This is a genomic window from Bacillus sp. TH13 (assembly GCF_016651175.1).
In the GTDB taxonomy this organism is placed as follows: Bacteria; Bacillota; Bacilli; order Bacillales; family Bacillaceae_G; genus Bacillus_A; species Bacillus_A thuringiensis_S.
Genome location: NZ_JAEKEJ010000025.1, coordinates 1,001,456 through 1,024,022, shown reverse-complemented (window position 1 = coordinate 1,024,022; position 22,567 = coordinate 1,001,456). Strand labels below are relative to the sequence as shown.

Here is a 22,567-nt window from a genome sequence, read left to right as displayed (position 1 = left end):
GGGTGAACTTTAGTGGAAGAAAAAAAGCAACAAAATGTAACGATAAAAGGGACAAAAGATGGGATAACGCTTCATTTAGATGATTGTTGTTCATTCTCTGAATTGTTGATAGAATTAGACGAAAAACTTTCTACACATTACTACGATGGTGATGGACGCTCTTTAATTGAAGTGCATGTGAAAGTAGGAAATCGTTATTTAACAGAAGTCCAACAAGAAGAGATTCGTACGTTAATTCGTAATAAAAAGAATCTTGTTGTGGATTCAATTGAAAGTGATGTTATCACTAAAGCAGAAGCAATAGCTTGGAAAGAAGAAACAGAAATTGTCCCTATTTCCAAAATTGTTCGCTCTGGACAAGTTTTACATGTAAAAGGAAATTTGTTGTTAATTGGAGATGTTAATCCAGGCGGAACGGTTATCGCTGGGGGGAATATTTTTGTTGTAGGATCATTAAGAGGAATTGCACATGCTGGGTATTATGGGGATTCGGATGCTGTAATCGCTGCATCTGTTATGAACCCGATGCAACTTCGAATTAGTGATGTGGCAATGCGGGCTCCGGAAGAGAAAGAAGACGGAGCGGAGGCGGCAGAATGTGCGTATATTAATGAGAACAATCACATTGTTGTCGATCGCCTGCAACTTCTCACTCATCTTAGACCTAATTTAACAAAGTTAGAAAGGGGAATTGTATAGCTGTGGGAGAGGCAATAGTAATTACATCTGGAAAAGGCGGAGTAGGTAAAACTACAACGTCTGCGAACATTGGTACGGCCCTAGCGTTATCTGGAAAGAAAGTGTGCTTAATTGACACAGATATCGGTCTTCGAAATTTAGACGTAGTAATGGGGCTGGAAAATCGTATTGTATTTGATCTTGTTGATGTCGTTAAAGGGCGTTGCCGTTTACCTCAGGCTCTTATTAAAGATAAACGTTTTGATGATCTTTATTTATTACCTGCAGCACAAACGAGTGATAAATCAGCGGTAACACCTGAACAAATGGATGAATTAATACAAGTATTACGTCAAGATTATGATTACATATTAATTGATTGTCCTGCGGGGATTGAGCAGGGATTTAAAAATGCGGTAGCTGGTGCGGATAAAGCAATCGTTGTTACGACGCCAGAAGTATCCTCAATGCGCGATGCGGATCGTATTATTGGGCTTTTAGAAAAAGAGGATATTGAACCACCAAAACTTGTTATTAACCGTGTACGTAGTCATATGCTTCATGAACAGGATATGTTAGATGTTGATGAAATTGTACGTACATTGTCAATCGAGCTTCTTGGTGTTGTCGAAGATGACGATGAAGTTATTCGAGCTACAAATACAGGTGAACCTGTGGCGTTGCAACCAAGCGGAAAAGCAGCGTTGGCTTATCGTAATATTGCAAGACGCTTGTTGGGTGAGAATGTACCATTACAAGCATTTGAACAAGAAAAGGTATCGGTATTTGCAAAGGTAAAAAACTTCTTTGGAATCCGTTAAAAGCACTTCGCACATATGCGAAGTGCTTTCTTTTTTCTTCACACGAATATCTTTCTTTCTTAGCTCATACACATGTACAAACTGTATACAACTGTTTCTATTGAAATTAGCTTACGGAAAGAAAGGAGACAGTATGAAGAATAGACGCGTAGAAGAAATTAAAAAGCGGATTGCGAAAAGGAAGGCCGAGCAAGAAAGGATGGAGGAAGAGCAGTATTTTACCGGAGGAAATTTTGGTAGCGAAACAGTATTTATTGAAGAAGGAGAAAAGGAAATTCACCCTTTATTTCGAAAGGAAGTCTTTTTCTTCAAAGTTTTATTATCAGCAATATTAGTTCTTTCGGTTGCTATTTTATATAAGAATGCCCCGTCTTCGTTCGATGGTGCTAAAGCTGTTACAGAAAAAGTGATGAAAGAGGAATTTCAGTTTGCTACTGTAGCGAAATGGTATGAAAAGCAATTTGGAAAACCGCTTGTATTTTATTCACCGAATGAGAAAAAAGAAGGGAGTATTCAGCAAAAAGATTATGCAATTCCTGCTTCTGGAAAAGTAATGCAAGGGTTTCAAAAAAATGGTCAAGGTGTATTTGTCCAAACAGCTACAAATGCAACAGTTGAGTCAGTGAATGAAGGATTAGTTGTTTTTGCGGGTAAGAAAGAGGAACTTGGAAATACAGTTCAAATTCAACATGCAGATGGTACGGAGTCATGGTATGCAAACTTAAACGATATGTCAGTGAAATTATATGATTACGTTTCAAAGAAACAAAAAATTGGAACGGTGAGTAATGATACAAATGATAAAAATGGAAAGTTTTATTTCGCGATAAAAAAGAATGAAAAATTTATTGATCCGATCCAGGTGATATCATTTGATTAAATATAGGGACGTTTTAACGAAAATTTCCGTGCATCCATTATTTTGGGTTATCATTGTCATTGGTATTTTTACTGCACGTTTTAAAGAATTAATACTGTTATTTTGTATTGTTCTTATTCATGAACTTGGGCATGCTTTTGCAGCAGCGCACTATAATTGGCGTATAAAAAAAATTCAGCTTTTGCCGTTTGGTGGCGTGGCTGAGCTTGAGGAACATGGTAATAAGTCGTTGAAAGAGGAACTTGTTGTCGTAATTGCAGGACCGATTCAACATGTTTGGATGATGCTAGTAGGTTATATATTGTTTGAAGCTGGTTGGCTGAACGCGGATTTATATTATTTCTTTATGTGGAATAATATAATTATTTTAGCGTTTAATTTACTCCCTATTTGGCCGTTAGATGGCGGGAAAGTATTGTTTAATATACTATCATATCGTTTTCCTTATTTACAAGCACATGAAAAGATGATGAAATTGTCATGTGTTTTTTTTGGTGTAATATTAGGATGGCAGTTACTCTGGAATAGCAATAATATTATGATGTGGGTACTACTCATGTTTTTGGCAGTGTCGTTATATCAAGAGTGGAAACAAAGACGATATGCCTTTATGCGTTTTTTATTAGAACGTTATTATGGGAACAAAAGAGGAATTGAAAAGATTGCACCTATTGAAGTGCAATCAGAAGATCATTTATATAAGATATTCACAAAATTTCGTAGAGGATATAAGCACTCTATTATCGTCCATGGAAAATATAAAGAACATTACACATTAGATGAAAATGAACTGCTCTATGCATATTTTACTGAAAAACGAACAACTTCATCAGTTGAAGAATTAATCGGTTAGTGTTGACGATAGCACTAACCTTTTATTATTGTAAAAGCAAAGAAGATTATAAAGTGAGGAAATAATTTTGAAAACGTTATATGTGAATTACGCTGGATCGGAAAAGCGCGTTGCAATTGAAGAGAAGAAAAAAATTGTTGAGTTTTTATGGAAACGTAATGAAGAGCAAGAGATTGTTGGGCATATTTATGCCGGACGTATCGTAAGAACAATCGCTGGAATGAACGCAGCATTTGTAAACATCGGTTTAGAAAAACATGCGTATCTTTCATACGATGATGTACCATCTTGTTATCGTATACATGAAGGGCAAGCGATTCTCGTACAAGTTGTGAAAGAGGCAATTGATACGAAAGGGCCTAAATTGACAGCGAATATAGAATTTACCGGGAAATATGTCGTTTATATGCCGTTTGATGAGATGCGCGCTGTTTCTCGGAAAATAAAAAATAATAAAAGAAGACAACAGTTACTCCAAATTGAGGTAGAAGGAACGGGGGGGTACATTTTCCGCTCTGCTTCTGAAAAAGGAGCGATTGAAGAAATACAAGCTGAAATGCAAATGTTACAGCAGTTATATGAAGAGCTACAAAGAAAAGAGGGCCAAGGAAAGGCGCCGTTATTACTTCATCGACCGGCCACCTTTTTAGATCGTGTATTCCAAGAGAATCCGATTGAAACAATTGAAAAAGTAGTTGTAGATACAAGAAGTATAGTAAAAGAATTAGAGGAAAAGATTGGAAAAGAAAAAGTATCTTTTTATAATGAAAAATCTTCAATGTTTAACCATTTTGGAATAGAGCGTGAAATCGAGAAAGCACTTCAAAAAATTGTATGGCTCCCGAATGGTGCTTATTTAATTGTGGAACAAATGGAGACGATGACTGTAATTGATGTGAATACGGGCAAGTTTACTGGAAAACAGAATTTACAAGATACAGTCCTTCGTACAAATGAAGTGGCAGCTGAAGAGATTGCACGTCAATTAAGACTGCGTGATATCGGTGGTATGATATTAATTGATTTTATTAATATGAAAAGAAGAGAAGATAAAGAAATGGTAAGAGAATGTCTCATGGCTGCTATGCAAAATGATCGCACATATACAAGAGTGCTTGGGTTTACAGAGTTAGGGATTTTAGAGATGACACGTAAACGTAAGAAACATTCTTTACGCGACGTATTACTAGAAGAATGTGTACCGTGCAAAGCGACGGGGTATGTGATGTCATATGAGACAATTGCGTATGAGTTAGAGAGAGAGCTAATTACATATGGCAATATAGAGGATGAGGCAGTATTAATCGCTGCACCTAAAGACTTGCAAAAACAATTTTTGCAAAAAGAATTACAAAAAAATATTCCATTTGAAATTTATTTCAAAGATGATATGATCGAAAAGTATGCAATTGTCCGTTTTGGAAGTAAAACAGAAATTGTAGAGCGGAAAAAATAGTTAGCAGAACATTTATTGACAACCGTCTATGATTCATGATAACATCTTTATGTTATAGTTTATAGCACCTAAACGGCTATATGCTACAACCGCACAAGACAGGTTCCCTAAAGGCATATATGTCTACCTCGTTTTTGGCGAGTCTTAGTAATTAAGAGGAGGTGCAAGTATGTACGCAATTATCGAAACAGGTGGAAAACAAATTAAAGTTGAAGCTGGTCAAGCAATCTACATTGAAAAATTAGATGTTGAAGCTGGTGAAACTGTTACTTTTGACAAAGTTCTTTTCGTTGGTGGCGAAAACGTTAAAGTTGGTAGCCCAGTTGTAGAAGGTGCAACAGTTACTGCGAAAGTTGAAAAACAAGGTCGCGCTAAGAAAATTATCGTTTTCAAATACAAAGCGAAAAAGAACAATCGTAAGAAACAAGGTCATCGTCAACCTTACACTAAGCTAGTTGTTGAAGCTATCAACGCTTAATCCAGGTTAACATGATTAAAATTACGATAAGTCGCACGAAATTAGGAAGTATCCAATCATTTAAAATGACTGGACATGCCGATTATGCGCCACATGGACAAGACCTTGTCTGTGCTGGAACTACAGCGGTTGTGTTTGGTTCTATAAATGCAGTGGAAGAACTTTGTAATGTGCAGGCAACTATTGAACTCGGAAGTGATGGCGGATTCTTAACGTATGAATTGCCTAATGATTTAGACGTTCATACAGTAGAAAAAGCACAGATACTTTTGGAAGGATTGGTTGTTTCGCTTAAGACGATCGAACTTGATTACGGAAAGTATATCCGTTTAATAGAAAAAGTGCAGGAGGTGTAACGTATGTTAAGATTAGATCTTCAGTTTTTCGCATCTAAGAAAGGTGTAGGTAGTACAAAGAACGGTCGTGACTCTCAGTCAAAACGTCTTGGTGCTAAACGCGCAGATGGTCAAACGGTTTCAGGTGGTTCAATTCTTTACCGTCAACGCGGTACAAAAATTTATCCAGGTGTTAACGTTGGTCGTGGTGGCGATGACACTTTATACGCGAAAGTTGACGGCGTAGTACGCTTTGAGCGTCTTGGCCGTGACCGCAAACAAGTGAGCGTATATCCTGTTGCTCAAGAAGCATAAGAACTCACGGAAAACTCTAACCTGAGTGCAGGTTAGAGTTTTTCTATATTAAGGGGTATCTAAATGAATGAAAAATGGACAATTATAGATGCATTGCGCCATTCAAGACATGATTGGCTCAATCGTATGCAGATGGTGAAAGGAAACCTTTCCCTTGGAAAAGTGGAAGAAATTCATAGTCTCATCGATCGTTTTGTCCAAGAAGCGAGACAAGAATCCAATCTGATGGGGCTATCAATGCCTTTATTTTCAGAGTGGATTTTAACATATAATTGGAAACAGCAGCCGTGCTTATTGGAGTACGAAGTATTAGGGAAATTACATAACTTATCTCACTTAGATGAGACTGTATGTACATGGACGAATCAATTTTTCTCGATGCTTCAGCATAGTTTAGACGTATATGTTGAAAATTATGTTTGTATCACAATTGAATGTGACGCGGATAATGCTCGTTTCTTTTTTGATTTTCGTGGTAAGCTAACGAGTGTAGAAGAACTACAGAATTGGCTTGCGACCCAAAACAATAAATGGTATTCCATTTCTTATACAGTGCGAGACGAAGAAGTCTCAGTTATATTACAACCAATTGAAAAAGTGTGGTGAAATAATGTTTGTAGATCAGGTCAAGATATATGTAAAAGGCGGCGACGGTGGTAACGGTATGGTTGCGTATCGTCGTGAGAAGTATGTTCCTAAAGGTGGCCCAGCAGGTGGCGACGGGGGTAAAGGTGCAGATGTTGTTTTCGTAGTTGAGGAAGGCTTACGTACATTAATGGACTTCCGCTACCAACGTCATTTCAAAGCTGATCGCGGTCAGCACGGAATGAGTAAAGGTCAGCACGGACGTAAATCTGAAGATTTAATCGTAAAGGTTCCACCAGGAACAATAGTAAAAGATGAAAAAACTGGTCAAATTCTTGCCGATTTAGTAACGCATGAACAAACTGCTGTAATCGCAAGAGGTGGCCGTGGTGGCCGTGGTAACTCACGTTTCGCAACAGCTACGAACCCAGCACCAGAAATCGCTGAGAACGGAGAACCAGGTCAAGAACGTGATGTCATTCTAGAACTTAAAGTACTAGCAGATGTTGGACTTGTTGGATTCCCAAGTGTAGGTAAATCTACATTATTATCTGTTGTATCATCAGCACGTCCGAAAATTGCAGAGTATCACTTTACAACAATCGTTCCGAATCTTGGTGTTGTTGAAACTGGTGATAACCGCAGCTTCGTGATGGCTGACCTTCCTGGACTAATTGAAGGCGCACATGCTGGCGTTGGACTTGGACACCAATTCTTACGTCATATCGAGCGTACACGTGTAATTGTACATGTTATTGATATGTCTGGTTTAGAAGGCCGTGAGCCATATGAAGATTATGTTACAATTAATAATGAATTAAAAGAATACAATATGCGTTTAACAGAGCGTCCACAAGTTGTTGTAGCAAACAAAATGGATATGCCAGATGCAGAAGAGAACTTACAAGCATTTAAAGAGAAAGTGGGAGACGAAGTAAAAATCTTCCCAATTTCAGCTGTAACGAAACAAGGTGTTCGTGATTTACTATTTGAAGTAGCGAACTTATTAGAAACAACACCAGAATTCCCAATGTACGATGTTGTCGAAGAGTCTGAAGCAAGTGTAATGTATAAATTTGATGCTGAAAGTCTTAAATTTGAAATTACACGTGAAAGTGACGGCACATTTGTTATTTCTGGTTACGATATCGAGAAGACATTCAAAATGACAGACTTCTCACGTGATGAATCTATACGTCGTTTCGCTCGCCAAATGCGCGGAATGGGTATTGATGAAGCGCTTCGTGCACGTGGTGCAAAAGACGGAGATATTGTAAAAATTCTTGAATATGAATTTGAATTTATCGACTAAGACTGCCGAAATATGGCAGTCTTTTTTTTATCCCACTATTTGCCCGTAGAACCTCCACTGATTAAAGTATCACTTTATATTGCAATAGTTAGATTATTATAGGAAAAAATCCCCACTAAATAAATTTTCAATTTATAATGGAAAAAGGAGTAAATGTAGAAGAATTCTTTTATGGGGAGAAAAAGAGCATGTATAAAATATTAATTGTAGAAGATGATGAGAAAATCGCGGGAATATTAGAGGAGCATTTAGAAAGGTATGGCTATCAATCATTTAGAGTAAGTGATTTATGTCATATAAAAGATGAGTTTGTAAAAGTAAATCCTCATCTCGTGTTACTTGATATTAATTTACCGTACTTTGACGGTTTTTATTGGTGTCGTCAAATTCGTACTATATCGAATGCGCCGATTATTTTTGTTTCTGCAAGAACAGGGGAAATGGATCAAGTAATGGCGATTGAAAACGGCGGCGATGATTATATTACGAAGCCATTCCATTTAGATATCGTAATGGCAAAGGTGAAGAGTGCGCTTCGCCGTGGTTATGGAGAGTATGCTTCTGCTGCTGAGAGTGATTGTTTAGGTGTAAATGGACTGTTGTTATTCCCGTCCCAGCATATTGTTGAGTGGCAGGGACAACAAACTGAACTGACAAAAAATGAGTTTTACTTATTAGAATGTTTAATGAAACAGGTGAATCAGTATGTAACGCGCGAAGAACTGTTAGAAGCTCTATGGGATGAAGTAGCATTTGTGGATGATAATACATTAACCGTAAATGTAAAACGTGTAAGGAAGAAACTAGAGGAGTTAGGCATTAAAAATGCAATTGTAACGAAACGTGGATATGGTTATGCGCTTCTTACGGAGTGGGGCGAAGGGCATGAAGGTTAAAAATTACCTCGTGGATCGCTTTCCTTTAATTCTTTCTTATATTGTTAGCCTTTGTTTATTTGGGCTCGTTTTGCAGTTGCAAAGTCTTTTAGAAAAGAAATCCATTGATTGGAGTACGTGGTTATATGGACTTTTATTAGGAACAGTTGTGTTTACTGTATACCTCATTTACGATTATCGAAAACGGAGTGTGTATTTAAAGAGGATCGAAAAGTATGTTACTGGCGGAAATACATTACATGACTCTTTACTTATTGATGAATCTTATACATCAGAGCAAGAAATGGTCGTTGAATCTTTTACGTTATTAAGACAGCAATATATGAATGAAATTCATAAACAGCATGCGAAAGAGCAACAGCAAATGATATTTATGAACCAATGGATTCACCAAATGAAAACACCAGTATCTGTTATTGAATTATTGTTGCAGAAGTTTGGCAAAGAGCATCGTGAGGCAAGAGTAACAGTTGAAAGTATCCGTGAAGAAAATAACCGTATACTAAATGGGTTAGATTTAGCGTTACATATGGCAAGACTAGAGCAGTTTGCGAAAGATTATAAGGTAGAAGTAGTAAATGTTATAGATATCGTGCGAGGTATTATTAATGAAAACCGAAAATCCTTCATTCAATCGTCTGTATTCCCGAAAGTGATGTTTGAAGAAGATACTTGTATGGTTGCATCTGATAGAAAATGGCTGAGCATTGCTATAGGTCAAATTGTTGTAAACGCAATCAAGTATACCAAAATTTCAGCGGTAGAGAAAAAAGAAATTCAATTTCAAATTGAAGAGAAAGATCAAAAGGTGTTATTACATATTAAGGACAATGGAATTGGTATTCCAGAGCAAGACGTAAAGCGCATATTTGACCCATTCTTTACGGGAATAAATGGACGTAAAACGAGAGAAGCGACTGGGATGGGCTTATATATTACGAAGGAAATTTGCGATAATTTACATCATGGAATGTATGTTCAATCGGCTGAAGGAGAAGGGACAACATTCACGTTCCAATTTGCAAAAGATGAAGAATATCATACATTGATGAGAAAAATGACAAAACTGTAAGATAACAAAACGTTTTGTAAGGGAAATCACTCGTTTCTTTTTCTTATTTTTCTTATAGTAAATGTAAGAAGAAAACACATAGGGGGATTAGAAATGAGTGTTCTTGAAGTAAAAGGATTAACGAAGGTGTACCAATCAAAAGGTTCAGTAGCGACGACTGCTTTAAACGATATAAATTTTAAAATAGAAGAAGGCGAATTTGTAGGGATTATGGGTCCTTCAGGAAGCGGGAAAACGACGCTTTTAAATTTATTAGCAACAATTGATAAGCAAACTTCAGGTCATGTACTTGTAAATGGTGAAGAAATTAATCAAATGCGTGCTGCCAAATTAGCGGAGTTTCGCCGTACACATTTAGGATTCATCTTCCAAGATTTTAACTTACTTGATACGTTATCCATTAAAGAAAACATCATTTTACCACTTGTAATGGCGAAGAAATCTGTAAATGAAATCGATGCGAAAGTACTGGAAATTGCGAAGTTTTTAAACATCGAAGAAATTTTAAATAAAAAAGTATACGAAGTATCAGGCGGACAACAACAACGCGCAGCAGCAGCGAGAGCAATCATTCATGAACCGACGTTAATTTTAGCAGATGAGCCAACTGGAAACTTAGACTCAAAGTCAGCGAAATCGCTAATGGGCGCTCTGCAAGATTTACACGAGCAAAAGAAAGTAACGATTGCAATGGTTACGCACGATCCAGTAGCGGCTAGTTATTGTGAACGTATCCTTTTCATACGCGATGGAGAAATTTTCTCGGAAATACATAAAGGAAGAACGAAACAAGCCTTTTTCCAAGAAATTCTGGACGTACTTGCGATGCTAGGAGGAGAATATCATGAACTTTCGCCAGCTCGCGCTTAATAACGTAAAAGGAAATTGGCGTAACTATAAAGCGTTTCTTATAAGTAGTTGTTTATCGATTGTCGTATTTTTCATGTATGCTTCTTTTATTTATCATCCAGATGTCGTAAGCGGTAATATTAGTATGAGAACGATGATCACAAAAGGATTAGAATCGATGAATTATATTGTGGTCATCTTCTCGGCACTCTTTATTTTATATGCAAATTCAACGTTTTTACGAGCAAGAAAAAAAGAGTTTGGTCTACTAACATTAATAGGCGGAACGAAATCGCAGCTCGGCCGAATGATTATATTAGAGCAACTGATGTTAGGTAGTATTGCAATTGTAGTTGGTATTGGGGTTGGAATGCTTTGTTCAAAATTATTTTTCCAAGCGTTAAGCGTATTATTGAAAATAGATAAGACACTTCCACTCGTTTGGAATAGTAAAGCAGTTTTTATTACAGCTGGTGTATACTTTATTTTATTTTTAATCCTATCATTGTTTAGTGTTTGGACAGTAGGACGCTTGCAAATTATTGATTTATTAAGAGAAGCAAGAAAGCAAAAAGTAGAGCCGTTTGCATTTACATGGTTAAGTGTAGTTGGTATAGGATGTATTATTGCTGCATATGTGCTTAGCTTCCAAGTAACGTTTCTGAATTTCCTCATCCTCTTTTTACCGGTTGTAGGACTGACAATTGGCGGAACGTATTTACTATTTACACAAGGAAGTACAGTCGTATTAAAAGCATTGCAAAAACGAAAACAATCTTTTTATACGTACCCAAATATGTTCGTCCTTAGTAACCTTATTTATAAAATGAAAGATAATGCTCGTTTTCTATTTGTAATTTCTATTATTACGGCGGTTGTATCCTCGGCAGTTGGCACGCTTTACGTATATTTTGAAAATTTGAGTGCGAAAACGGTAGAACTTACACCACACGCTATTTCATATGAGGAAAAGGGGTTAAGTACGCATAGCCTTATTAATGAAGAAAAGGTACAGGAGCTTGTGAAGAGACATGGGTTTGAAGATGCGCGAAAAGTAACCTACGTTAAACTACCGGCAACACAGAAAATAACGTTGTTTAATAGTGAACATGAAGTACCGATGACGATTATTTCAGAAAAAGAATATAATACGGAAGTGCGCAAACAAAAGAGAGAGCAACCTACAGAAGTTCATAATGCACTGGGTAGTGCAACAATGGTTATGGTTGATATGTCAAATGAACTGATGAAGATAGACCGCACGAAACCGTATGAATTTACAATTAACGGACAAAAGCAGTCTGTTCAATTAAATAAGCCAACGCAGTATTCTGTTTTTAATGATAGTGAATATCTCGTTGTAAATGATCAAGATTTTGAGAAATATGCAAAACTCGTACCAGATGAAGAAAAGACGAAATATTACGGTTATTATATTGAGGATTGGAAAAGTACAGAAGATCTTGTATTAGATTTGAAAAATGAAATTGCACCAGAAAAGCAAGGAGAATTGAGAAATTCAGTGTTTGCGTATAAGGATATAAGAGAAGGTGGAGCAATTACAATGTTCATCGGTTTCTTCGTAGCGGTACTGTTCTTCTTCTTTGCTTGTAGTATGACATACTTTAAATGGTTTAACGATAAAGAACAAGATCGTATTCAATTTAAATCGTTAAAGAGAATCGGTATGACAGATAAAGAAATTCGCAAAATTGCGATTCGACAAATGGGAGTTATCTTCTTTATCCCAATTTTAATCGGTTCCATTCATAGTGGAGTTGCTCTTCATACGTTAGGGAAAATGCTTTATATTGATTTGTGGAAATCAGGTGCGCTTGTAATTGGAGCATACATTTTAGCTTCTGCTATTTACTTTATGATCGCGCAAAGAGGATATTTAAAACACGTAAAAAGCTAGGGGAATCTCTAGCTTTTTGCCTATGTAGTAAGTTACAGGAGGACGATAGATGAACATTCGGCAACTAGCGCTGCAAAATATAAAAGGAAATTGGCGTAATTATAAAGTGTTTTTCTTAAGTAGTTGTTTTGCAATATTTGCTTCTTTTGCATATATGTCTGTCATTGTACATCCGTATATGCAAGAGACGATATGGTATCAAAACGTACGCTGGGGACTTATCATATGTAATGTTATAATCATTTCTTTTTTCGTCATATTTATTTTGTACTCTACCTCTATTTTCATAGAAGCACGTAAGAAAGAATTAGGGTTATATATGTTAATGGGAGCAACGAAGTCTAACGTAATAGGAGTGATTATGACCGAGCAAATTTTAATCGGGGTCTTCGCGAATATTTTCGGTATTGGGCTTGGTATGATATTTTTAAAACTCTTTTTTATGGTATTTAGTATGTTACTTCGACTTCCGAAAGAACTTCCTGTTATATTTGACGTAAGTGCGATTGGTGTAACATTTATTACATATATGGTCGTTTTTATTCTGTTATCTTTTATAAGTGCTTTACGTATATGGAATATAAAAATCATTCGGTTATTGAAAGAATTTCGAACAGATAAAAAAGAGAAGAAAACATCCAAGTGGCTTTGTATATTCGGCTTTATTTGTTTAGGGATAGGATATGCGTTAGCGCTACAAGTGACGATGGCTACGATAGCAATATACTTTTTCCCTGTGTCTATACTTGTCTTTTTTGGAACGTATTTTTCTTTCGCGCATGGTGCTACCCAAGTGTTAGAGATGATAAAGCGAAATAAAAAGATTATGTATACATATCCGTATTTATTTATAGTGAATCAATTGTCACATCGAATGAAGGAAAATGGTCGCTTTTTCTTTCTGATGTCTATGGCAACGACGTTTGTAGTTACGGCAACAGGTACGGTGTTCTTGTATTTTTCTAGCATGCAAGATATGTGGCGAACTGGAGGGGTACACTCGTTTTCGTACATAGAAAAAGGTATTTCTACTTATGAAGTCTTTGAAGAAGGTGCGGTTGAAAAATTACTGAATCAATATGGGTATGATGATTTTCAATATATGAGTTTTGTTGGAGTGTATGCATCCTTTCAGTCTAATAAAGGAGAAACAACAATAGCACCGCTTATAAAAGAAAGTGATTATAACCAAGAAGCGAGGAAACAAAAACAGAAAACATATCATCCTAAAAAAGGTACAGTGACACTCGTTTATTATAATAAATACAATAATTCGAATGTATATAATCAAAAAGAGATTCAATTGCAAGTAATGAATCAACCATATCAATTCGTATTTAACGGTCAGAAAGAAGGGGTTCAATTTAACTATCACCCTTCGTACATTAATGGTCTGTTCTTCGTTATGAATGATGAAGACTTTGACAATATAGCAAATAAGGTTCCTGATTCTGAAAAGATGATATATAGAGGCTACACATTATCAAATATCGAAAAGACGAAGAAATTGAATGAAGATTTACGGAAACATATGAAACAAGATAATAATAATGCATTTCGAAGTAATATGGAGTTATATGTAAGTATGAAAGAAGGCGGTGATATTACTCTATTTATGGGCTCGTTTATTAGTATATTATTCTTTCTTACTTCATGTAGTATCGTGTATTTTAAATGGTTCCATAATATTGCATCGGACCGAAAGCAGTATGGTGCACTCTCTAAACTTGGAATGACGAAGGAAGAAGTATGGAAAATTTCTCGTTGGCAATTATGTATGCTATTTTTTGCGCCAATTATAGTAGGGAGTATGCATAGTGCAGTTGCGTTATATACGTTTCATAATACTTTCTTTATGGATGGATCATTAAAAAAAGTAGGTTTGTTCATTCTGTTTTATATCGTAGCATGTATCATTTATTTCTTCTTCGCTCAAAGAGAATATAAGAAACATTTAGACTAGCAAATGCTAGTCTTTTTTTAATATTCGAAATTTACATAGAAGAATATAAAAAAGTATGGTATAACAGTAAGAAAACGAAAAAGAGGGGAAAAGACGATGATTCGAGTAGGATATTTAGGACCAGAAGCAACATTTACAAATATGGCGGTGAGTCGTTTTTTTCCGGAAGCAGATCATGTACCGTATCGAACGATTCCAGATTGTATAGATGCAGCTGCAAATGAAAATGTAGACTTCGCAGTCGTACCGTTAGAAAATGCAATAGAAGGTTCAGTGAATATAACGGTTGATTATCTTGTACATGAGCAGCCGCTTTCTATTGTAGGAGAAATTACAGTGCCAATTCAGCAGCATTTACTTGTACATCCGCAGTATGCAGAAGTGTGGGATGAAGTATATGCGGTGCATTCTCATCCGCATGCCATTGCACAGTGCCATAAATTTTTAAATGAAGAATTAAAAGGAGTAACTGTTCGAGATATGACATCCACAAGTGCCGCTGCGCAATATGTGAAAGAACATCCTGAAGAAAAAATTGCCGCTATTGCAAATGAAGCAGCTGCAGAAAAATACGGATTAACGATTGTAAGACGTAGCATTCATACGCATAAAAATAATCATACACGCTTCCTCGTGCTCCATAAGAAAAAGAAAGCGATACTTCCAAATAACGGAGAAAACCGCGGAGAGAAAACGACGCTTATGATAACGTTACCTGCTGATTATGCAGGGGCACTATACCAAGTGCTATCAGCTTTCGCATGGAGGAAATTAAATCTATCAAAAATCGAATCTCGCCCGATGAAAACAGGCCTTGGCAATTATTTTTTCTTAATCGATGTCGATAAAGCATACGATGATGTATTATTACCAGGCGTAACGATGGAACTTGAAGCACTCGGCTTTTCTGTTACTGTGCTGGGGAGTTATTCTTCTTATTGGTTGTAAGATGTAGACGGAATGTTGGTATTTGTCTAATCGTCAATATCATTTCATTGCCTAGTATATTTTTTAATAGATTAATAAAATCCCACCTGCAGAAGGTGGGATTCTTTATTTTAACTTCGCAAGACGATCTTCTAACTGACCACGCCAAATATCAGCTAGTTCTGGAAGAGCAAGAATTTTTTCTATGCCATCTTTATCTTTTCTATTATGAAAATAGATTTCGTTAGAGAACAACACAGAAATATTGCTCGGTTGACGTTCTAGTAATGTAATTTTAGAATCTTTACGTACAGTACCTTCTTGAAGAACACGGCATAGGTAGCCAGTAAATCCAGTTGCTACAATGCGCGGTAAAATGCCAGGAATACCGAGGCGTTTTGAAATAGTGCTACAAGGTACTCTTGCTTGTGTCACTTGAATGATTGCTTCACCTAGTTGATATGTATCTCCGATGCAAACATCACGCTCTAACATATTTGTTACGGTAATGTTTTCGCCAAATGTGGAAGCTGGAAGCGTAGTTTGAAATTCCTCTTCCCATAGTGCGTAATGCTCGTGTGGGTATACACAAACAGCGCGATCAGGACCGCCATGATGTTTTAAATCTGCTACGTCATCGCCGAGGAATCCATCTTTTGAGAGGAAAGCTTCTTCTGTAAGTTCCTTACATATACCAGTAATCATTTCTTTATCTTCGCTATATTTCATTTGTTTCGGTTTGCCAATGCTAAAGTGAACGAGTTCAATTCCCATAAGTGATCTCCTTTACGATTGATTACAATATTATAGCATTAAAAAAGCACAGAGAATTATAAAAACTCTGTGCTTTACATTAATAAACGAGAAATCCTGCTTTATCCAGTGCCTCGCAAGCAGCATCTAACTTTTCTTTAGAATCGGCCTCAATTGTATGTAAGTGAATACCATCTGTTAGTTGCGAAAGGTAAGAAGCATTTGTGTTTTCTATTTTTTGTAAATATTGTTCTACATCAAAGCGATTACTTACCATAATAGATGCTGTTAAATCGCCGTATACAGGATGCTCAACTTTTACGTCTTTAATCGTAACGCCGTGATCAACAAGCATTGTAAGTTCTTGACGTACTTCTGCTGGTTTGTGCTGGCATACGATTACGCGTTCAAAAGCTTGTTGTTTCTCTTGTGGCTTTAAATATAAATAGCCTTGAGCAGTCGCAATAATTGGTTCGTTTCGTGCTTTAAGCAAGGAAATATCTTGCACGATAACTTGCCTACTTACGTTTGTCTTCTTCGATAGTTCATTCCCAGATAACGGCTCATTTGCAGCGAGAAGCCACTGAAGGATAAGCTGTCGTCTTTCTTCACCTAAAATCTTTTTTTGTTCATTTTGTTTCATTATGATTTAACACCTCTATAAAATTGATTTCCAATTGTGTGTAGTGCATGAATAGTAGTATCAATTTGATCTTTCGTTGTTTGTTGTCCGAAAGAGAAGCGGACATATTGTTTGGCCTCTTCATACGTTTTTCCAATTGCAAGCATAGTTTTCGAAGGTTCTTGTTTACCGACTTGGCAAGCACTTCCGGTGGAAATGGCAATACCATGACGATTACATTCTAGCATAGTATATTGACCTTCGATTCCTTTTATTGTAACCCCAACAATATGTGGTAAACAAGAAGTAGAATGACCTTCTACTTCAATTTCTAGCGGAAGTGTTTGTATTTGCTCTAAAAAGTAGGATCGTAACTCTTTAAAACGTAAACTTTCTTCCCATTGAGTTTTTAATATATTTTCAGCAGCTGTTAAAAAAGATGCGATGCCGGGAACGTTCACTGTACCTGGGCGAAATCCTTTTTCGTGAGAAGTTCCTGGAAATACTTGTTCCCAGCGAGATTGCGGATTTATGTAGCAAGCGCCGACACCTTTTGGTCCGTATATTTTATGTGCTGAAACAGAAAGACTATCAATCCCCATCTCAAAAACATGGATAGGCAGTTTACCAAACGTTTGCACACAATCCGTATGAAATAAAACATTATATTTTTTCAAAATTGCCCCGATTTCTGTAATGTTTTGAACGGTTCCGATTTCAGAGTTTCCATGCTGTATACTTGCTAGCACAGTATCTTCTGTAATAGATGCCTCTAAATCTACTAAACAAATGAGTCCGCTTTTATCAACAGGAATTTCAGTGATCGTATAGCCTTTTGATTTTAGAGATTGAAAATAACTTCGAATGGATGCATGTTCCATAGGTGTCGTAATAATATGCTTCTTATTTCGGGCATTTAGAAGTGATTGGATCGCAAGATAGTTTGATTCTGAGCCACCGCTTGTGAAGAATACTCCTTGTTCTTTTCCACCAATCATTTCCGCGAATGTTTTTCGGCAAACTTGTAATAAAGAAGAAGCCGTTCCTCCAATGTCATGTAAACTTTGTTCATTTCCGAAGTATTGAGAAGCTGCTTTCATATATGTTTGTAACGCTTCCTCGCTCATAGGTGTAGTAGCTGCATAGTCAAGATATATCATCATGTAAGTTCCTCTCTCTAGTAAGAGTTACATTTCTTTTACTTTTTAAATGGTAGTGAAAATAAGAATTATAAAAAAACTCTTGTCATTATTTTAAAACTATGTAAATATAGGTGTCAAGACAGTTGAAAAGTGTAAAGTAGGAGGCAACAATTATGCCAAGTGCAGATGTCTTAATTATTGGAAGTGGCGTTGCGGCACTTCGTGTTGCAAAAGAGATTTGTCACGAAAAGAATGTGATTATTATCACAAAGGAGACGAAACGTAATAATAATACACATTTAGCTCAAGGTGGAATTGCCGCAGCGGTAGCTACATATGACAATCCTAATGATCATTTTGAAGATACGTTAGTAGCAGGGTGTCATTATAATAATGAAGAAGTGGTCCGTTATTTAGTCGAGGAAGGGCCGAAAGAAATTAATAACCTTATTGAAAGAGGAATGAAATTTGATGGAGATGAAACAGGTCCTCATCTTGGAAAAGAAGGAGCGCATCGAAAACGTCGTATTTTACATGCAGGTGGCGATGCAACAGGAAAGAATTTATTAGAGCATCTTATTCAAGAAGTAGCTCCATACGTTACGGTAGTGGAACAGGAAATGGTGCTCGATTTTATTATAGAAAAAGATAAATGTGTTGGGGCTTTAACTCGTAACAATAAAGGAGAACTGAAACGTTACAATGCAGTTTATACGGTGTTAGCTTCAGGCGGTATTGGCGGTTTATACGCCTTTACTTCTAATGATGAGACAATTACAGGCGATGGACTTGCAATGGTGTACCGTGCAGGCGGAGAACTTGTAGATTTAGAGTTTATACAATTTCATCCGACGATGTTATACGCGGGTGGGCGTTGTTCCGGCCTCGTGTCCGAAGCTGTTCGCGGAGAAGGAGCTGTCCTTATAAATGGCAAAGGGCAGCGTTTTATGATGGATATACATTCCGAACAGGATTTAGCGCCTCGTGATGTAGTCGCAAGGGCTATTCATGAACAGCTACTTGCGGGTGAAAAAGTGTACTTAAACATCGAAATGATTCAAAACTTTGAACAACGCTTTCCGACCGTGTCATCGATATGTAAAACAAATGGAGTCGATATAAATAAAAAGCTTATTCCAGTCGTGCCCGGTACTCATTTTCACATGGGCGGCGTGAAAACGAACTGTGATGGAGAGACGTCTATTCCGAACCTATACGCAGTCGGTGAAGTAGCTTGTAATGGGGTTCATGGTGCAAATAGATTAGCGAGTAATTCATTATTAGAAGGTCTTGTGTTTGGAAAAAGAATCGGACGACACATTTTATCTAGAGAGACAAAAGAAAAGGTGAACATGCTAGCCGAAAAGGAAGCGAAGTTTATCGTTCTGAATCATTTACCGACGAAAGAAGAAATACAAAAATGCATGATGAAATATGTTGGGATTGTGCGAACAGAGCAAAGTTTATCTTATGCGAAGAGATGGCTTAGTAAGTACGGTGTTCGAAATATGATATTACAACATGATGTTCTTACGAATGAAGAGATAACACTTATTAATATGTTAACGGTTTGTGAGCTTATAGTTGTGTCAGCCCTGCAAAGAGAAGAAAGTATTGGTGGGCATTACCGGAGTGATTATCCAGATAGAAATGTAGGAAAGAAAGAGATTGTTCGAGTAAAGAGAAAACTACAACTTGTGTGATGAGGGGAAGAGGGGCTTTATGAACACGATAAAAGTGAAAGAAGCATTAAATCGATTTTTTTTAGAAGATATAGGAGAAAGAGATGTAACATCTCAGCTTATTTTTCCAGATAACTTGCTTTCAAAAGGAACGTTTCTTTCGAAGGATACAGGGGTCTTTGCAGGACGTTTAGTAATTGAATCGGGATTTAAATTAATTGATGAGAGAATTGAAGTAGAGCTTCATAAAAAAGATGGGGATCTTGTAGAAAAAGGCGAAATCATTGCAACTGTGCAAGGTCCAATTGCATCGTTATTAACAGCAGAGCGCGTTATATTAAATGTTATCCAGCGTATGAGCGGAATAGCGACGATGACGCGTAAAGCGGTTCTTGCTTTAGATAGCAGCCATACACGTATTTGTGATACGCGAAAAACAATGCCGGGGCTACGTATGTTTGATAAGTATGCAGTCGTGTGCGGAGGAGGATTTAATCACCGTTTCGGTTTATATGATGGTGTCATGATCAAAGACAATCATATTGCCTTTGCTGGTTCTATTACGAAAGCTGTTACATCGCTGAAAGAAAAATTAGGACATATGGTGAAAGTAGAAGTGGAAACAGAAACGGAGGAGCAAGTGAGAGAGGCTGTAGCGGCTGGTGCGGATATTATTATGTTTGATAACCGTACGCCAGATGAGATTAGAGAGTTTTCAAAGATTGTACCAAGTGCCATCGTTACGGAAGCATCAGGAGGCATTACAATTGAAGATTTATCGAAATACGGAAAAACAGGGGTAGATTATATTTCACTTGGAGCGTTAACACATTCAGTGAAAGCACTTGATATTAGTTTCAATATTGAAGGGTAAGGAAAGTCGCTTAGAGGGGGAGAAAGGAATATGAGTATTTTAGAAAAAGTGCAACCAATTGAAACGATGTTACCGGAGCGTTATCACAAGATGTCAAAAGAAGATATGGAAAAGCGTGTTCATGAAATTAAAGAAAAAATGGGGAAAATGTTATTCATTCCAGGACATCATTACCAAAAAGATGAAGTGGTACAATTTTCAGATGCAGCAGGGGATTCACTTCAGCTTGCGCAAGTTGCAGCGAGCAATAAAGACGCAAAGTATATTGTGTTTTGCGGGGTGCACTTTATGGCGGAAACAGCAGATATGTTAACGACAGATGATCAAATCGTTATTTTGCCAGATATGCGTGCAGGATGTTCGATGGCAGATATGGCAGATATTGAACAAACAGAAAGAGCGTGGAAAGAGCTCACGAAATTATTTGGAGATACGATGATTCCGTTAACGTATGTGAACTCTACAGCTGCAATTAAAGCGTTTTGTGGTCGTAACGGAGGAGCAACAGTAACTTCTTCTAATGCAAAGCAAATGGTATCTTGGGCGTTTACACAAAAAGAACGTCTCGTCTTTTTACCGGATCAACATTTAGGAAGAAATACAGCGTACGACTTAGGTATCGCGTTAGATAAAATGGCAGTATGGGATCCGCATACTGATTCTTTAGAGTACGATGGAGATATAGAAGAAATTCAAGTGATTTTATGGAAAGGTCATTGTTCAGTTCATCAAAACTTTACAGTGAAAAACATAGAGAATGTACGAAAAAATCATCCGGATATGAATATTATTGTACATCCAGAATGTTGCTATGAAGTTGTAGCTGCTTCAGATTATGCAGGGTCAACGAAATATATTATTGATATGATTGAATCAGCGCCATCTGGTAGCAAATGGGCGATTGGTACAGAAATGAATTTAGTGAATCGAATTATTCAGCAACATCCAGATAAAGAAATTGTTTCGCTTAATCCATTTATGTGTCCATGTTTAACGATGAACCGAATTGATCTGCCTCACTTATTATGGGCACTTGAAACGATAGAAAGAGGAGAAGAAATTAATGTTATTAGTGTAGATAAACAAGTAACGGCAGAAGCGGTTCTTGCATTAAATCGTATGTTAGAGCGTGTGTAAAGCAACGGTATTCCCGTTGCTTTTTTTCATGCACATAATCATAACGAGAACGAAATGGGCATACATTGTTGTGAAGAAATCATTGCGATTTTTTTATGCTTATTCCACTTCAAATGATATTGAAAATCGAAGAAGTGATGAAAGTGAAAAGAAGTTAACGTTATTTAGAAAGAGTTACTTCATGAGATTTGTTACTTATAGATAAGTTATACAGGAGGGGGAAAATTTGAAAATTCATATCGTGCAAAAAGGGGATACCCTTTGGAAAATTGCGAAAAAGTACGGAGTGGATTTTGATACACTGAAACAAACAAATACACAACTTAGTAATCCTGATCTAATCATGCCAGGTATGAAAATTAAAGTGCCATCAAAGAGTGTTCATATGAAACAACAGGCTGGAGCAGGCTCAGCGCCTCCAAAGCAATACGTAAAAGAAGTGCAGCAAAAAGAATTTGCAGCAACACCAACTCCGCTTGGAATAGAAGATGAAGAAGAAGTTACGTATCAATCAGCACCAATTACACAGCAGCCAGCTATGCAACAAACACAAAAAGAAGTGCAAGTAAAACCGCAGAAGGAGATGCAAGTAAAGCCGCAAAAAGAAGTACAGGTGAAGCCACAGAAGGAGATGCAGGTAAAGCCGCAGAAAGAGGTGCAAAAAGAACAGCCAATTCAAAAAGAAAAACCGTCTGTTATTCAAAAACCACCTGTGATAGAAAAACAAAAACCGGCGGAAAAAGAAAACACGAAGTTTTCGGTAAATGTATTACCGCAGCCGCCACAACCACCAATAAAACCCAAAAAAGAATATAAAATTTCAGATGTAATAAAAAAAGGAAGCGAGTTAATTGCTCCTCAAATTAGTAAAATGAAACCTAACAATATCATTTCTCCGCAAACGAAAAAAAACAATATAATATCGCCGCAAGTGAAGAAAGAGAATGTAGGGAATATAATATCGCCGCAAGTGAAGAAAGAGAATGTAGGGAATATAATATCGCCGCAAGTGAAGAAAG

General features: G+C 36.9%; 22 protein-coding genes, 1 pseudogene and 1 other annotated feature. Of the genes and pseudogenes, 20 read left to right on the top strand and 3 right to left on the bottom strand.

Going from position 1 to position 22,567, the window contains the following annotated elements:
* Positions 1 to 12: 12 nt before the first annotated feature.
* The 16 genes from minC to pheA all read left to right on the top strand — a co-directional run bounded on the left by minC (position 13) and on the right by pheA (position 15,359).
* Positions 13 to 699, top strand: coding sequence for a septum site-determining protein MinC (gene minC, locus JFU02_RS13560; protein ID WP_000391512.1), 687 nt, complete (start codon positions 13 to 15; stop codon positions 697 to 699).
* A 2-nt stretch (positions 700 to 701) separates the two neighbouring features.
* Complete coding sequence (minD, locus tag JFU02_RS13555; RefSeq protein WP_201071132.1) at positions 702 to 1,499, top strand: septum site-determining protein MinD; 798 nt, start codon at positions 702 to 704, stop codon at positions 1,497 to 1,499.
* 133 nt (positions 1,500 to 1,632) lie between these two features.
* Positions 1,633 to 2,379 (top strand): stage IV sporulation protein SpoIVFA, encoded by a 747-nt coding sequence (gene spoIVFA, locus JFU02_RS13550; protein WP_000797476.1) that lies wholly within the window; start codon positions 1,633 to 1,635, stop codon positions 2,377 to 2,379.
* Complete coding sequence (spoIVFB, locus tag JFU02_RS13545; protein ID WP_000599045.1) at positions 2,372 to 3,232, top strand: stage IV sporulation intramembrane metalloprotease SpoIVFB; 861 nt, start codon at positions 2,372 to 2,374, stop codon at positions 3,230 to 3,232. The genes spoIVFA and spoIVFB overlap by 8 nt, the downstream gene beginning before the upstream one ends.
* Before the next feature lie 67 nt (positions 3,233 to 3,299).
* Positions 3,300 to 4,688: an Rne/Rng family ribonuclease gene (locus tag JFU02_RS13540; protein WP_061666258.1), complete on the top strand. Its 1,389-nt coding sequence runs from the start codon at positions 3,300 to 3,302 to the stop codon at positions 4,686 to 4,688.
* A gap of 77 nt (positions 4,689 to 4,765) precedes the next feature.
* Positions 4,766 to 4,843, top strand: a sequence feature (ribosomal protein L21 leader region).
* A 14-nt stretch (positions 4,844 to 4,857) separates the two neighbouring features.
* Complete coding sequence (gene rplU, locus JFU02_RS13535; protein WP_000270907.1) at positions 4,858 to 5,166, top strand: 50S ribosomal protein L21; 309 nt, start codon at positions 4,858 to 4,860, stop codon at positions 5,164 to 5,166.
* Between the two features lie 11 nt (positions 5,167 to 5,177).
* Positions 5,178 to 5,522, top strand: a complete 345-nt coding sequence (locus tag JFU02_RS13530; protein WP_002082112.1) for a ribosomal-processing cysteine protease Prp — start codon at positions 5,178 to 5,180, stop codon at positions 5,520 to 5,522.
* Positions 5,523 to 5,525: 3 nt separating this feature from the next.
* Positions 5,526 to 5,816: a 50S ribosomal protein L27 gene (rpmA, locus tag JFU02_RS13525; protein ID WP_000944957.1), complete on the top strand. Its 291-nt coding sequence runs from the start codon at positions 5,526 to 5,528 to the stop codon at positions 5,814 to 5,816.
* 63 nt (positions 5,817 to 5,879) lie between these two features.
* Positions 5,880 to 6,422 carry a sporulation initiation phosphotransferase B gene (locus JFU02_RS13520; protein ID WP_001003585.1) on the top strand — a complete coding sequence of 181 codons (543 nt, stop codon included), beginning with the start codon at positions 5,880 to 5,882 and terminating at the stop codon, positions 6,420 to 6,422.
* 4 nt (positions 6,423 to 6,426) lie between these two features.
* Positions 6,427 to 7,713 carry a GTPase ObgE gene (obgE, locus tag JFU02_RS13515; protein WP_000497121.1) on the top strand — a complete coding sequence of 429 codons (1,287 nt, stop codon included), beginning with the start codon at positions 6,427 to 6,429 and terminating at the stop codon, positions 7,711 to 7,713.
* A 188-nt stretch (positions 7,714 to 7,901) separates the two neighbouring features.
* A complete protein-coding gene (locus JFU02_RS13510) occupies positions 7,902 to 8,609 on the top strand; it encodes a response regulator transcription factor (protein WP_042973420.1) in 708 nt (235 codons plus the stop codon).
* Positions 8,599 to 9,681, top strand: coding sequence for a HAMP domain-containing histidine kinase (locus JFU02_RS13505; protein WP_000865419.1), 1,083 nt, complete (start codon positions 8,599 to 8,601; stop codon positions 9,679 to 9,681). Before JFU02_RS13510 ends, JFU02_RS13505 begins: the two co-directional genes overlap by 11 nt.
* 93 nt (positions 9,682 to 9,774) lie before the next feature.
* On the top strand, positions 9,775 to 10,551 hold the full coding sequence (locus JFU02_RS13500; RefSeq protein ID WP_000114529.1) for an ABC transporter ATP-binding protein: 777 nt from the start codon (positions 9,775 to 9,777) through the stop codon (positions 10,549 to 10,551).
* Positions 10,526 to 12,448, top strand: coding sequence for an ABC transporter permease (locus tag JFU02_RS13495; RefSeq protein WP_098838581.1), 1,923 nt, complete (start codon positions 10,526 to 10,528; stop codon positions 12,446 to 12,448). The genes JFU02_RS13500 and JFU02_RS13495 overlap by 26 nt, the downstream gene beginning before the upstream one ends.
* Before the next feature lie 49 nt (positions 12,449 to 12,497).
* A complete protein-coding gene (locus JFU02_RS13490) occupies positions 12,498 to 14,411 on the top strand; it encodes an ABC transporter permease (RefSeq protein WP_001026321.1) in 1,914 nt (637 codons plus the stop codon).
* Positions 14,412 to 14,507: 96 nt separating this feature from the next.
* Positions 14,508 to 15,359, top strand: coding sequence for a prephenate dehydratase (pheA, locus tag JFU02_RS13485; protein ID WP_000621693.1), 852 nt, complete (start codon positions 14,508 to 14,510; stop codon positions 15,357 to 15,359).
* 105 nt (positions 15,360 to 15,464) lie between these two features.
* Here the strand turns inward: pheA and JFU02_RS13480 are convergent, their stop codons facing one another.
* The 3 genes from JFU02_RS13480 to JFU02_RS13470 form a co-directional block, all read right to left on the bottom strand.
* The gene (locus tag JFU02_RS13480) at positions 15,465 to 16,112 is read right to left on the bottom strand and encodes an MOSC domain-containing protein (RefSeq protein ID WP_000510689.1); all 648 of its coding nucleotides are present in this window, start codon (positions 16,110 to 16,112) and stop codon (positions 15,465 to 15,467) included.
* Between the two features lie 79 nt (positions 16,113 to 16,191).
* A complete protein-coding gene (locus JFU02_RS13475; protein WP_000812272.1) occupies positions 16,192 to 16,734 on the bottom strand; it encodes a transcription repressor NadR in 543 nt (180 codons plus the stop codon).
* Complete coding sequence (locus tag JFU02_RS13470; RefSeq protein ID WP_000973781.1) at positions 16,734 to 17,876, bottom strand: IscS subfamily cysteine desulfurase; 1,143 nt, start codon at positions 17,874 to 17,876, stop codon at positions 16,734 to 16,736. Before JFU02_RS13470 ends, JFU02_RS13475 begins: the two co-directional genes overlap by 1 nt.
* Before the next feature lie 152 nt (positions 17,877 to 18,028).
* On the opposite strand from JFU02_RS13470, the gene nadB reads away from it, so the two are divergent.
* The 4 genes and pseudogenes from nadB to safA all read left to right on the top strand — a co-directional run.
* Positions 18,029 to 19,558, top strand: a complete 1,530-nt coding sequence (gene nadB, locus JFU02_RS13465) for an L-aspartate oxidase (protein WP_061666262.1) — start codon at positions 18,029 to 18,031, stop codon at positions 19,556 to 19,558.
* A 19-nt stretch (positions 19,559 to 19,577) separates the two neighbouring features.
* Positions 19,578 to 20,411, top strand: a complete 834-nt coding sequence (gene nadC, locus JFU02_RS13460; RefSeq protein ID WP_001092241.1) for a carboxylating nicotinate-nucleotide diphosphorylase — start codon at positions 19,578 to 19,580, stop codon at positions 20,409 to 20,411.
* 30 nt (positions 20,412 to 20,441) lie between these two features.
* Positions 20,442 to 21,548, top strand: a complete 1,107-nt coding sequence (gene nadA / locus JFU02_RS13455) for a quinolinate synthase NadA (RefSeq protein ID WP_061666263.1) — start codon at positions 20,442 to 20,444, stop codon at positions 21,546 to 21,548.
* 226 nt (positions 21,549 to 21,774) lie between these two features.
* Positions 21,775 to 21,931: pseudogene (gene safA / locus JFU02_RS32755) on the top strand (SafA/ExsA family spore coat assembly protein); the annotation flags it as partial.
* Between the last annotated feature and the right edge of the window lie 636 nt (positions 21,932 to 22,567).

Excerpts from the sequence above, each read along its gene's own strand:
- rpmA (WP_000944957.1), top strand. The coding sequence starts at position 5,526 with ATGTTAAGATTAGATCTTCAGTTTTTCGCATCTAAGAAAGGTGTAGGT.
- nadA (WP_061666263.1), top strand. The coding sequence starts at position 20,442 with ATGAGTATTTTAGAAAAAGTGCAACCAATTGAAACGATGTTACCGGAG.
- JFU02_RS13510 (WP_042973420.1), top strand. The coding sequence starts at position 7,902 with ATGTATAAAATATTAATTGTAGAAGATGATGAGAAAATCGCGGGAATA.
- JFU02_RS13475 (WP_000812272.1), bottom strand. The coding sequence starts at position 16,734 with ATGAAACAAAATGAACAAAAAAAGATTTTAGGTGAAGAAAGACGACAG.
- nadB (WP_061666262.1), top strand. The coding sequence starts at position 18,029 with ATGCCAAGTGCAGATGTCTTAATTATTGGAAGTGGCGTTGCGGCACTT.
- JFU02_RS13500 (WP_000114529.1), top strand. The coding sequence starts at position 9,775 with ATGAGTGTTCTTGAAGTAAAAGGATTAACGAAGGTGTACCAATCAAAA.
- JFU02_RS13495 (WP_098838581.1), top strand. The coding sequence starts at position 10,526 with ATGAACTTTCGCCAGCTCGCGCTTAATAACGTAAAAGGAAATTGGCGT.
- JFU02_RS13470 (WP_000973781.1), bottom strand. The coding sequence starts at position 17,876 with ATGATGATATATCTTGACTATGCAGCTACTACACCTATGAGCGAGGAA.
- JFU02_RS13505 (WP_000865419.1), top strand. The coding sequence starts at position 8,599 with ATGAAGGTTAAAAATTACCTCGTGGATCGCTTTCCTTTAATTCTTTCT.
- spoIVFA (WP_000797476.1), top strand. The coding sequence starts at position 1,633 with ATGAAGAATAGACGCGTAGAAGAAATTAAAAAGCGGATTGCGAAAAGG.
- rplU (WP_000270907.1), top strand. The coding sequence starts at position 4,858 with ATGTACGCAATTATCGAAACAGGTGGAAAACAAATTAAAGTTGAAGCT.
- obgE (WP_000497121.1), top strand. The coding sequence starts at position 6,427 with ATGTTTGTAGATCAGGTCAAGATATATGTAAAAGGCGGCGACGGTGGT.
- JFU02_RS13490 (WP_001026321.1), top strand. The coding sequence starts at position 12,498 with ATGAACATTCGGCAACTAGCGCTGCAAAATATAAAAGGAAATTGGCGT.
- JFU02_RS13530 (WP_002082112.1), top strand. The coding sequence starts at position 5,178 with ATGATTAAAATTACGATAAGTCGCACGAAATTAGGAAGTATCCAATCA.
- pheA (WP_000621693.1), top strand. The coding sequence starts at position 14,508 with ATGATTCGAGTAGGATATTTAGGACCAGAAGCAACATTTACAAATATG.
- JFU02_RS13520 (WP_001003585.1), top strand. The coding sequence starts at position 5,880 with ATGAATGAAAAATGGACAATTATAGATGCATTGCGCCATTCAAGACAT.
- nadC (WP_001092241.1), top strand. The coding sequence starts at position 19,578 with ATGAACACGATAAAAGTGAAAGAAGCATTAAATCGATTTTTTTTAGAA.
- JFU02_RS13480 (WP_000510689.1), bottom strand. The coding sequence starts at position 16,112 with ATGGGAATTGAACTCGTTCACTTTAGCATTGGCAAACCGAAACAAATG.